Raw genomic sequence first — 11690 nt, 5'->3', positions numbered from 1 at the left:
CGGTCAAGCCTTCTTACTGATTTCCCTTTGACGGCAGTGCACTTGGAGCTTGACAACCTGGTCGAGCCAACCGGAAACTCTTCGAAAGTTTGCGATACCCGTCGTCAGCCCAGAACGTCCCCACAGAGGAGAGAAGTTGAGCGAGCAGCGTCCGACCCTGGCCCTCATCGCCGCGGAGGCGGGGGTATCCCAGGCCACCGTGTCGAAGGTGGTCAACGGCCGCTCCGATGTCGCACCCTCGACACGCGAACGGATCGAGGGCCTGCTGCGCTCCCACAACTACCTCCACCCCGGCGGGCAGGCCAGGGCCCGCAGGTCAGGCCTGGTCGACCTGATCATCGGCGGTCTGGACAGCGCGTGGGCGGTGGAGATCCTGCGCGGCGTGGAGGCCGAGTGCGCCCGGCGGAGCGTCGGCACCGTCGTGTCGCTCGTCCCGCCGGGCGAGGCCACGCCGTCGAGCTGGGCCGCACTGCCGGTCCTGCACCACAGCGACGGCGTCATCCTCGTCACCGCGTCGGTCACCCAGGCCCAGCGTGCCCAGGTCGAACAGGCCGGGGTGGCGCTGGTGGTCATCGACCCGATCGACCTGCCGGGCAACGGTGTGCCGAGCATCGGCGCGACCAACTGGGCAGGCGGCCTCGCCGCCACCGAGCACCTGCTGGAGCTGGGGCACCGCCGGATCGCCGCGATCGGCGGGCGCAAGGAGATGCTCTGCAGCCAGGCCCGCATCGACGGGTACCGCGCCGCGCTGGAGCGGGCCGGGATCGAGGTCGACCGCGACCTGATCCGGTTCGGCGACTTCCAGCACGAGGGCGGGTTCCAGCGCGCCCGGGAACTGCTCGCCCTCGCCGATCCGCCGACCGCCGTCTTCGCCGGTAGCGACCAGCAGGCGATGGGCGTCTACGAAGCCGCCCGGCAGGGCGGGCTGAGCATCCCGCAGGACCTCAGCGTGGTCGGCTTCGACGACCTGCCGATGTGCGACTGGCTGTCACCGCCGCTGACGACGGTGCGCCAGCCGCTGGAGGAGATGGGCCGGCTCGCCGCCCGCACACTCTTCCAGCTCCTGGACGGCCAGCCCCTGGTCAGCCCCCGGATGGAGCTCTCGACCGAGCTCAAGGTCCGGCTCTCCACCGCCCCGCCCCGTCGCTAGGTCGTGTCGTCGAAGCCCCTAGGAGAACTCCTTGACCGAGCCCTGGCGTGACCCCCTCATACCCGCGTCCGTACGAGTCGCCGATCTGCTGAAACGGATGACGCTGGAGGAGAAGGCGGGTCAGCTCACCGGCTTCTGGGCGCTGCCCTCGGATCCGGGCACACCGGTCGCGCCGATGGAGGACGATTCCGGCGAGTCCGCGCCCGGCCTGGACGACATCGTCGCCCACGGACTCGGCCAGCTCACCCGGGTGTACGGCACCGCGCCGGTCACCGCGGAGGCCGGGATGGAGCGGCTCGCCTCGCTCCAGCGGCAGGTGACCGGATCCGGCCGGTTCGGGATCCCGGCGGTCGCTCACGAGGAGTGCCTGACCGGGTTCATGACGTTCGGGGCGACGGTCTTCCCCGGACCGCTGGCCTGGGGAGCATCCTTCGATCCCGGGCTCGTGCGCCGGATGGCCGCCGCCATCGGGGCGGGGATGCGGCGGGTCGGCGTCCACCAGGGGTTGGCTCCGGTGCTCGACGTGGTCCGCGACTACCGGTGGGGCAGGACCGAGGAGTGCATCAGCGAGGACCCCTACCTCGTCGGAGCCATCGGTACCGCCTATGTGCAGGGCTTGGAGGGTGCCGGGATCGTGGCGACGCTCAAGCACTTCGCCGGGTACTCGGCCTCGCGCGGCGGCCGGAACATGGCCCCCGTCTCCTCGGGGCCGCGCGAGTTCGCCGACGTACTGGTCGAGCCTTTCGTACGGGCGCTGCGCGAGGGAGGCGCCCGGTCGGTGATGAACAGTTACACCGACGTGGACGGAGTCCCGGTGGCCGCCGACGAACGGCTGCTCACCGAGCTGCTCAGGGGTGAACTCGGTTTCTGCGGTGTGGTCGTAGCCGACTACTACGCCGTCTCCTTCCTGGAAACCCGGCACGGCGTCAGCGGATCGCGCGGCGCGGCCGGCGCGCTGGCGCTGACCGCCGGAATCGACGTAGAGCTGCCCACGGCCCGCTGCTACGGCGAGCCGCTGACCGAACTCGTGCGATCGGGAAGCGTGCCCGAGGAGCTCATCGACCGGGCCGCGGAACGGGTCCTGCGGCAGAAGGCCGAACTCGGCCTGCTCGACCCCGACTGGGAACCCGTCACGGCCGAGCCGGTCGACCTCGACCCGCCGGAGAACCGGGCGCTGGCCAGGATCCTGGCCGAACGGTCCACCGTGCTGCTCGCCAACGACGGCATCCTGCCGCTGCGGCCGTGCCGCGCGGCGATCAGCGGGCCGTACGCCGACGACCGCCAGTCCTTCCTCGGCTGCTACTCCTTCCCCAACCACGTCGCGCTGCCCGGCGACCTCGGGCTGGAGATCCCGACGCTCGGCGAGGCACTCAGCGCTGCCGGGTTCACGGTGACCGCGGACGATCCGGACGTGAACGTGCTGGTGCTCGGGGACCGGGCCGGCATGTTCGGCCGGGGCACCTCCGGAGAGGGCTGCGACGCCGAGACCCTCGACCTGCCCGGCGACCAGGCCGCACTCGCCTCCGCCGTTCTGGACTCCGGGGTGCCGACCGTCCTGGTCCTCGTCTCCGGACGGCCCTACGCGCTCGGCACGCTGGCCGAGCGCGCATCGGCCGTGGTGCAGGCCTTCTTCCCCGGCGAGGAGGGCGGGACGGCGCTGGCCCGGATCATCAGCGGGGCCGCGGAACCGTCCGGGCGGCTGCCCGTCTCCATCCCCCGCCAGGTCGGCGGCCAGCCCGGCACCTACCTGCACGCGAGGCTCGGCGGGCACACCGACTGGAGCTCGGTCGATCCGACCCCGCTGTTCCCCTTCGGACACGGGCTGAGCTGGACCGCCTTCAGCTGCTCGGAGTTGTCGGTGGATCCCGTTGCCGCGACGGACGGGGCCGTCTGCGTTTCGGTCACCGTACGCAACGTCGGCGAGGTGGCGGGGACCGAGGTGGTCCAGCTGTACCTCTCGGACCCCGTGGCGTCCGTCGTCCGGCCGCAGCGGTGGCTCGCCGGATTCGCCAGGGTCGAGCTGCAGCCGGGCGCGGCCGCCCGGATCGCCTTCTCCGTCCATGCCGACCGGACCTCGTTCACCGGGCTCGACCTGCGCAGAAGAGTGGAGCCCGGGGAGATCGGCGTGGCCGTCGGACGGTCCAGCGGCGATCTTCCGCTCCAGGGCTCCTTCACTCTGGAGGGCCCCGTACGCCACCCGGCGGCCGACCGGGTGCTGTCCGTGCCGGTCGCGATCGTCCCGGTTCCATGACCACGTCGTTCGATGGTCCCGTCTTCGGTGATCCCGTACCTCCCGTCTTCGGTGATCCCGTACTGCCCGGGTTCCGGCCCGACCCGTCCGTCTGCCGAGTGGGCGCGGACTACTACCTGGTGACGTCCAGCTTCGAATGGTTCCCGGGCCTTCCCGTGTTCCACAGCCGCGATCTCGTGACCTGGCGGCGCATCGGCTCCGCGCTCGACCGGGCTTCCCAGCTCGATCTCGACGGGTGCGAGCCCTCACGGGGACTGTTCGCACCGACGATCCGGCACTATGACGGGGTCTTCCATCTCGTCTGCACGCTGATGGACGGCCCCGGCCATTTCGTCGTCACGGCGACCGACCCGGCGGGGCCGTGGTCGGAGCCGCACTGGTTGGACGGTGACGGCTTCGACCCGTCGCTCTTCTTCGACGACGGGCCCGACGACGGCGACGGCGACGGCGACGGGGACAGCGGCGGGGACAGCGACGGCCGGGCCTGGTTCACCGCCGCACGAGTCGTGGACGAAGCCGCCGGCCACACCGAGATCTGGATGCGCGAATACCTTCCCCGCGAACGACGGCTCACGGGACCCGAGCACGTCCTGTGGTCGGGAAGCCACCCGGGCGCCCGATGGTCGGAAGCCCCGCACCTCTACAAGATCGACGGCAGCTATCTGCTGCTCACCGCCGAGGGCGGCACCGATGTGGACCACAGCGTGGTGGCCGCCCGCGCCGCCCGCGTGACCGGCCCCTACGAGGGCGCCCCCGGCAACCCGGTGCTCCCACCCGCCAAGGGCCCGGTCACCTGCACCGGGCACGCCGACCTCGTCCAAACCCCGGACGGCGACTGGCGGGCCGTCCTCCTGGGCGTCCGCCCGGGCTCGGCCCTCGGCCGCGAGACCTTCCTCAGCCGGATCACCTGGGAAGAGGGCTGGCCGGTCTTCTCCCCCGTCGTCCACTCGGACCTTCGCCGCCCCCTCCACGACGACTTCGCCACCCTCTCCGCCGATTGGAGCACCCTGCGCACCCCACCCGCACGGTTCTGGACCACCGGCGACGGGCTCCGACTCCAGCTCCGCCCCGACCGCCTCGGCGAACGCACCACCCCGTCCCTCCTGGCCCGCCCTCAGGAGCAGCCCGACTGCGACGTCTCCACCGAGCTGCACTTCACCCCCGCCGCACCGGCCGAACAGGCAGGCCTCGCCGTAGTCCTCGACGACGACACCCATCTCCTCTTCCTTCGGACCACGGGAGGACTCAGCCTCCGCCACGGGCCCGAGCTCCTGGCCGGCGTTCCCGTTCCCCCGGGCCCCGTCCGCCTGGGGGTCCGCATCCGCGGCTTCAACCACACCTTCGCCCACGCGGCACCGGACGGTGCCTGGCAGGACCTGGCCACCATCGAAGCCACCTTCCTCAGACCGCTGTTCACCAGCATCCAGCTCGGCCTCTACGCCACCTCCAACGGCCGCCCCTCCACCAACCAAGCCCACTTCACGCGGTTCGACATCACGTACCCGAGCCGGCAGGAAACGCCAGGCGGGCCCTGACGTCGCTGACGCCGCGACCAGGTGGCGGTCCGCGTCCCACCAGCAGCCGCTGGCTCGACCATCAGAACCGCACCCTGTCCCATCTCCGCTTCATCGACATCGACCGCCTGCCGTACAACTTCCGCGCCGACCACCGGCTCTCCACCAACGCCCCAGCCCCGACCGGAGGATGGGACGACCGGGCATTCCCCTTCCGTACCCACGTGCAGGGCCACTTCCTCACGGCATGGGCCCAGGCCTACGCCGCGGTCGGGGACACCACCTGCCGCGACAAGGCCGACCGCATGGTGGCCGAACTCGCCAAGTGCCAAGCCGGCAACTCCACCGCGGGCTCCTCCGCCGGCTACCTGCCGGGCTTCCCCGAGGCCGGTTTCACCAGCCTCGAAGCAGGCACGCTGAACAACGGCAACGTCCCGTACTACTGCGGGCGCCACGATCAGCGTCAACGGCGTCGCCCAGCCCGTCACGGCCAGTCCGGGCACCTACGCCACCCTCACCCGGTCCCGGGCCTCCGGCGACACCGTCACCGTCACCGTCACCGTGAAGCTTCCCGTGCGCGTGGCCCTCCAGGCCGCCAACGGCGCCGCAGCCGTGCAGGTGCCCGACACCGGCGCCCCCGCCGGCCAGTGGCAGTTCGTCCCCGACGGCGCCAGGCGCATCCAGAACGTCGCCGGCGGGCGGGTCCTCGGCGTCTCCGGCGCCTCCACAGCCCAGGGAGCGCAGACCGTCCTCTGGGACGACAACGGCACCAGCGACCACCTGTGGCGATTCATCTGGCCCGGCGCCGAGTCCCCGATCGCCGCAGGCCGATCGCGGCGACGGGAAATCGAGTGGGAGGAACTCCCGTCAGTGGTCCGGGCCGGCCCTGCCGGAAGTACCCACCGCTCAGGCGGACGCGGGCAGATCGGGGGCGGACTCGCGCACGGTCAGGCGGGTCGGGAGGATCAGCGGACTGGGGCGGTGTCCTTCGATGGCACTGACCAGCATCCTGGCCATCTCCTGCCCCAGCGCCCGCACCGGCTGATGGACCGTGGTCAGCGGCGGGCTGGTGTGCCGGGCGCTACTGAGCCCGCCCGCCCTCACCGAAAGGCCGAACCCCCGAACCGGCACCATCGACTCGGAGTGCGGCATCGTCGATCCCGCGGCCGGCGCGTGGTGGCCGGAGCAGGCCAAGTCCCTCGCCCGGAACGCAAACCCCGCACTGGGGTGATCGTTTACAGCTTTCCGCTACAGATCCCGCTTGAACGGTCCTCATCGAAACACTTTCGATGAGGACCGTTCAATGAAAAGGGACTACTAAGCGCCCACAAGAGACAGATTCTCGAAATGATTTCGAAACTCTTGACTTGTTTCGGCTGGGTTTCCAGACTGATGGCCGAGGCGGTGTGACCCGTCCGTGTCCGGTTCCGGGCGCCGCCCTCGGATCCTTACGCGCTCATGAGCGTCCCTTTCCCATGGGCGCGGGCGTCGTTCACGCGGATTCACAATGCCGCGATTCAACCCTTCCCTGAATTCTTTCTGGAGGCTCATTCATGGGCTCACAAGCCGTTCCCCCACCCACCGTCCGCCGGAAGGCCGGCGGCCTGTGGGCGCCCCTGGTCCTCGGCATTCTCGGTACGGTCGCCACGCTGATGGCGCCGCTGACCTCACACGCCGCCGAGAGCACGCTCGGCAGCGCGGCGGCGCAGAGCGGACGTTACTTCGGCACCGCCATCGCCTCGGGCAGGCTGGGCGACTCGGCGTACACGACGATCGCCGGCCGTGAGTTCAACTCGGTGACGCCCGAGAACGAGATGAAGATCGACGCCACCGAACCCCAGCAGGGCCAGTTCAACTTCGCCGCCGGTGACCGCGTCTACAACTGGGCGGTGCAGAACGGCAAGCAGGTACGCGGCCACACCCTGGCCTGGCACTCCCAGCAGCCCGGCTGGATGCAGAGCCTCAGCGGCAGCACGCTGCGCCAGGCGATGACCAACCACATCAACGGCGTGATGGCCCACTACAAGGGCAAGATCGTTCAGTGGGACGTCGTGAACGAGGCCTTCGAGGACGGCACTTCGGGAGCCCGGCGCAACTCCAACCTGCAGCGCACCGGCAACGACTGGATCGAGGTCGCCTTCCGCACGGCGCGCGCCGCCGACCCGGCCGCCAAGCTCTGCTACAACGACTACAACGTGGAGAACTGGACTTGGGCCAAAACCCAGGCGATGTACGCCATGGTCCGGGACTTCAAGCAGCGCGGCGTGCCGATCGACTGCGTCGGCTTCCAGTCGCACTTCAACAGCGACAGCCCCTACAACAGCAACTTCCGCACCACCCTGCAGAGTTTCGCCGCCCTCGGCGTCGATGTGGCCGTCACCGAACTCGACATCCAGGGCGCCTCGGGCACGACCTACGCCAACGTGACCAACGACTGCCTGGCCGTCCCGCGCTGCCTCGGCATCACCGTCTGGGGGGTGCGCGACACCGACTCCTGGCGACCGGAGCACTCGCCGCTGCTGTTCAACGGTGACGGCAGCAAGAAGGCCGCCTACTCCTCCGTCCTCAACGCACTCAACGCCGGATCCTCTCCTCCCACTCCGACCCCCTCGCCCGGTTCTGGACAGATCAAGGGCGTCGGGTCGGGCCGCTGCCTGGACGTGCCCGGAGCCGGCACCACCGACGGCACCCAGCTCAACCTGTGGGACTGCAACAACCGCACCAACCAGCAGTGGTCGTACACCGCCGCAGGCGAGCTCAGGGTCTACGGCAACAAGTGCCTGGACGCCGCCGGCACCGGCAACGGCGCCAAGGTCCAGATCTACAGCTGCTGGGGTGGCGACAACCAGAAATGGCGCCTCAACTCCGACGGATCCATCGTCGGAGTCCAGTCCTCCCTATGCCTCGACGCCACCGGCAACAACACCGCCAACGGCACCCTGATCCAGCTCTACTCCTGCTCGAACGGCAGCAACCAGCGCTGGAACCGTACCTGACGACCTGCCATGGAGTGGAGCCAGGACGATCCTGGCTCCCCTCCGTCGTCCATCGCCGGGTGGGCGGGACGTGACGTTCGTTCAGGAGCAGAGTGCTCCGTTGAGCATGTAGCGCGTCGGGATCGCGTTGGTACCCGAGTACGTCGCCTGGAAGCCGAAGCTCACGCTGCCGCCGGGTGCCAGTGTTCCGTTCCATCCGGCGTCCCGGGCGGTGGCCGTGCTGCCCGTCTGGCTCACCGTGGCGTTCCAGGCGTTGCTGATCCGCTGGTCACCCGCGAAGGTCCAGCCGAGGGTCCACCCGGAGATCACCGAGGTGCCGGTGTTCTTTACTGTCACCGTCGCCGTGAAGCCGTTGCCCCAGGCGTTGTCGATCCGGTACGCCACCGCGCAGGAGGCCGCCGACGCCTCGTCGTCCGCCTCCCTCGCCGTGAACGTCGCCGACTGCACGCCAGGACCACCGACCGTGAAGGTCCCGCTGCCCGAGGATCCGTCGGCATCCTGCGCGGCGAGGACCGTAACCTCCTGCTCCGTCGCCCAGTTGGCCGGAGTGAACACCAAGCTCGCGGCTACCGACAGGTCCTCGTCGCCGGAGCTACGGGCCACCGTCACCGTGACGTTCTGCGCGGGCGCGGCCGAGAGCCGCACGCCCACCGGCGCCGAACCGCCCTCCGGGACCGTCACGGCCGCCGGCGCCACCTGGACGACCGGCACCGCCGGCACGCTGCGCCGCTCAGCCGCGAAAGCCGCCAGCCAGGCCAGTGAGGCGTTCCAGTTGATGGCCACCTCGTTGGTGGAGTACGAGCCGATGTCGTCCACGTAGCACGCCGCCGGTGCGCAGCCCGCGAGCTTCTCCTTGGCCACCGGGTCCTCCAGCCCCGCGTTCGGCCCGCCCGCGAAGGAACCGGCCGGCGGGTGCGGCAGCGAGGCGTCGTTCTGGTACGCCCAGAACCGGTGGTGCTGATTCTGGGCGTAGCGGTCGCCGTAGCCGGTGACGTAGGAGAGGTCGAGCGCGTTCCGGCCGAGCAGGTAGTCCAGGGATTCCAGCGCTCCTGCCCGGTAGCGTTGTTGACCGGTGAGCTCGTATGCGACGGCCAGCACCATCGCGTTGTTGGTGACGGAGCTGTTGGAGCCCCACCCGTACCCGGTGGCGGCGAGGGGCACGGCGTAGCCCTGTCCGGCCATGGTGGACAGGTGGCCATCGGCGGCCGTGGTCAGCAGGCCGCGCAGCCGGGCCACGTCGCCGGCGGGCAGGGCCACGCCGGGGAGGGTGGCGAGGGTGATCCGGCCGAGCGTCGCGGTGCCACCCCACCAGAACCCGTCGACGGGCTTGGTGTGGTGCGCAGAGGAAGTGACGGCGTCCCGGTACTGCGACTCGCCGGTGGTGGCCAGGAGTTCCGCCGCCGCCCAGTAGAACTCGTCGGAGACGTCCGCGTCCTCGTACGCACCGCCGCCGGTGTTGTCGGTCGCCGGCGCGAGCACGTTCGCGTTGGCTTTGGCAGCCGTCCAGGCGCGGCGGGCCGCGTCCAGGCAGCGCGCGGCGAACGCGGCGTCGTAGGGCGCGTACACCCGGGCACACTGCGCGGCCGAGGCCGCCAGGTTCAGCGTCGCGGCGGTCGACGGCTTGTGCAGCTCGCGTTGCTCGGAGTCGAGTTCGGGCCGGGTCGGCAGGGCGGTCCACTTGGCGTCGTGCATCTTGTGGAAGGCCATCCCGGCCATCGGCTTTCCGGCCGGAACCTGCATCCGCAGCAGGAACTCAAGCTCCCAGCGCGCCTCGTCCAGCACGTCCGGCGTCCCGTTGCCCCGCTCCGGCACCCGCAGCGTCGCATCGCCGAGCGCCGCGTCGCCGCCCGAGCGGCGGGCCCGTTCGAAGGAGTTGACCATCTCCCAGACGGAGATGCCGCCGTTGACCACGTACTTGCCCTGGTCGCCCGCGTCGTACCAGCCGCCGCGCACGTCCAGTTGGTAGTCGCACACCCCGGCCTGGCAGGGGACGCTGGTGTCACCCTTGTTCGGGGCAACGCCCAGGTGCCCGGCGGGGCGGGCGTAGGCACTGCCGCCCGCCAGAGCCGCGTCGATCGCGATGCCGCTGCGCTGCTGGTAGAAGAACGACATGCTGTCGGCGCGCAGTCCGTCGTACAGCGATGCGGAGATGTCGAAGGGGTGGCTGCTCCGGCCGTCGACGACCAGGGTGAAGCCAGTGCCGGTACCGGTGTACGCGCCGAAGTCCACCAGGTGCGTGGACTGGCCGGACGCCTGGTCGGCCCCGCGCACCGCGGTGGCGCCCGAAGCGGCCACCGTGCCGGAGGCGTCGCGCAGTTGCCAGGCGAGCGGGGCGGTCGCGGAGCCGGCCACGGTGGCCCGCTTGGGGCCGTCGGGCAGGTAGCCGAGCTGGTTGACCCGGACGGGCGTGTCGGCCGCGGCGGTCACGCCGGCGGCAGCCGCGACCGGAACGGTCAGGGCGGTCGCGGACAGGCCGCCGACGGCCAGCGCGAAACCGGCGAGCACGGCGGCCGCGCGGCGCGGCACGCCGCGGGCGGAGGTGACAGGAGGCACGGTGGAGCCTTCCTCGGGGGGGTGGGGGCTCAAAGTGGGAGCGCTCCCAATCAAGCCAGGAACCTGACGTGGACGTCAAGCAACCTGCCCGCACCGGTAGTTGACCGTCCTCCATCCGGGAACGGGCCGACCACCACCCCAGCCTCGGCGCACGTTCAACCGGAGACGGTGCGCGGCTTCAGACGCTCGGGGCGTGAGGGACGTTGCCGTAGTAGGCGTCCGGTCCGTGCTTACGGGTGAAGTGCCGCTCCAGCAGGTGCTTCGGCGGTTCGGAGGCTTCCCCGAGGCGGGACCCCAGCGCCAGCGTGTGCAGCGCCATCTCCGCCACGGCCTCGCAGACGACGGCGTTCTCCAGCGCCGCCTTCGCGGTGGCACCCCAGGTGAAGGGTCCGTGTCGTGAGACGAGCGCTCCGGGAACCTCGTCGGCCAGCCGGGGGTCGCCGTCGAGCCGGGCGACGATCACCTGTCCGGTGTTGTACTCGTAGTCCCGCGCGCACTGTTCGGCGGTGAGGTCCTCCGTCACGGGGACCGGCCCGTTGAAGGTGTCGGCGTGCGTCGTGCCGAGTACGGGGATCGGGCGGCGCGCCTGGGCGAAGGCGACGGCGTGCGTCGAGTGCGTGTGGGTGACGCCGCCGATGGAGGGGAAGGCCCGGTAGAGGCACCGATGGGTTTCGGTGTCGGTGGACGGCCTGAGGCGTCCCTCGACGACTCGCCCGTCCTCCAGTGCCACCACCACCAGGTCCTCCTCGGTGAGGTCGGCATAGGAGACCCCGGACGGCTTGATGACGAAGACGCCGGCGTCTCGGTCCACTCCGCTGACGTTTCCCCACGTGAGGGTGGCCAGACCGGCCTCCGGGATGCGCAGGTTGGCCGCGAGGACCTCACGACGGAGGTCCCCCAGGGAGGTCTCGCTCACTACGCTCTCACCGTCTCTCCGGCATGCGCGGCGGGTTCCTCCGGGACCGATGCCCGGCGGGCCCCGCGGTCGCGCATGCGTGGGCTGGACTGATCGGGGGCCGCAGCAGGCGTCGCGGTTGGCCCACCTCGGCCGCCCCGATCAGATTGTGAGCGCTAACAAACAGTAATCTCAAGAGGTACGAGAAGATTCCCGCCCACAACATGTGATCAACGCTGCACAATGTGAACGCCAACATCCATACCTGGTCGACAATCTTCCGGTCGGTCCGAGATGTGTGCGGGCCGCGCTTCGAAAGGCACTCTGTTGA

The 11690-nt window shown here is 70.5% G+C and carries 7 protein-coding genes and 2 pseudogenes; 6 read left to right on the top strand and 3 right to left on the bottom strand.

Annotation, left to right across the window (positions count from 1 at the left end):
• Positions 1–136: 136 nt before the first annotated feature.
• From ACIQV3_RS35715 to ACIQV3_RS35695, 5 genes and pseudogenes are all read left to right on the top strand, one after another.
• Positions 137–1150: a LacI family DNA-binding transcriptional regulator gene (locus tag ACIQV3_RS35715; RefSeq protein ID WP_403720072.1), complete on the top strand. Its 1014-nt coding sequence runs from the start codon at positions 137–139 to the stop codon at positions 1148–1150.
• Between the two features lie 31 nt (positions 1151–1181).
• Complete coding sequence (locus tag ACIQV3_RS35710; protein ID WP_403720070.1) at positions 1182–3401, top strand: glycoside hydrolase family 3 N-terminal domain-containing protein; 2220 nt, start codon at positions 1182–1184, stop codon at positions 3399–3401.
• Positions 3398–4936, top strand: a complete 1539-nt coding sequence (locus ACIQV3_RS35705; RefSeq protein ID WP_403720067.1) for a glycoside hydrolase family 43 protein — start codon at positions 3398–3400, stop codon at positions 4934–4936. The genes ACIQV3_RS35710 and ACIQV3_RS35705 overlap by 4 nt, the downstream gene beginning before the upstream one ends.
• Positions 4933–5358, top strand: a pseudogene (locus tag ACIQV3_RS35700) (beta-L-arabinofuranosidase domain-containing protein); the annotation flags it as partial. The gene ACIQV3_RS35705 and the pseudogene ACIQV3_RS35700, both read left to right, overlap by 4 nt.
• 118 nt (positions 5359–5476) lie before the next feature.
• Positions 5477–5695, top strand: a pseudogene (locus ACIQV3_RS35695) (RICIN domain-containing protein); the annotation flags it as partial.
• Positions 5696–5821: 126 nt separating this feature from the next.
• Here the strand turns inward: ACIQV3_RS35695 and ACIQV3_RS35690 are convergent.
• A complete protein-coding gene (locus ACIQV3_RS35690; RefSeq protein ID WP_403720063.1) occupies positions 5822–6067 on the bottom strand; it encodes a substrate-binding domain-containing protein in 246 nt (81 codons plus the stop codon).
• A 401-nt stretch (positions 6068–6468) separates the two neighbouring features.
• Between ACIQV3_RS35690 and ACIQV3_RS35685 the strand changes: the two genes are divergently transcribed.
• A complete protein-coding gene (locus ACIQV3_RS35685; RefSeq protein WP_403720061.1) occupies positions 6469–7911 on the top strand; it encodes an endo-1,4-beta-xylanase in 1443 nt (480 codons plus the stop codon).
• Between the two features lie 81 nt (positions 7912–7992).
• Here the strand turns inward: ACIQV3_RS35685 and ACIQV3_RS35680 are convergent, their stop codons facing one another.
• Both ACIQV3_RS35680 and araD read right to left on the bottom strand, forming a co-directional pair.
• The gene (locus tag ACIQV3_RS35680) at positions 7993–10464 is read right to left on the bottom strand and encodes a glycoside hydrolase family 9 protein (protein ID WP_403720058.1); all 2472 of its coding nucleotides are present in this window, start codon (positions 10462–10464) and stop codon (positions 7993–7995) included.
• 178 nt (positions 10465–10642) lie between these two features.
• On the bottom strand, positions 10643–11380 hold the full coding sequence (araD, locus tag ACIQV3_RS35675) for an L-ribulose-5-phosphate 4-epimerase AraD (protein ID WP_403720055.1): 738 nt from the start codon (positions 11378–11380) through the stop codon (positions 10643–10645).
• Between the last annotated feature and the right edge of the window lie 310 nt (positions 11381–11690).

The organism is Streptomyces sp. NPDC099050, from assembly GCF_044759865.1.
Classification (GTDB): Bacteria; Actinomycetota; Actinomycetes; order Streptomycetales; family Streptomycetaceae; genus Streptomyces.
This window is presented reverse-complemented; position numbering and strand designations above follow the sequence as displayed.

Excerpts from the sequence above, each read along its gene's own strand:
- ACIQV3_RS35705 (WP_403720067.1), top strand. The coding sequence starts at position 3,398 with ATGACCACGTCGTTCGATGGTCCCGTCTTCGGTGATCCCGTACCTCCC.
- ACIQV3_RS35690 (WP_403720063.1), bottom strand. The coding sequence starts at position 6,067 with ATGCCGCACTCCGAGTCGATGGTGCCGGTTCGGGGGTTCGGCCTTTCG.
- ACIQV3_RS35685 (WP_403720061.1), top strand. The coding sequence starts at position 6,469 with ATGGGCTCACAAGCCGTTCCCCCACCCACCGTCCGCCGGAAGGCCGGC.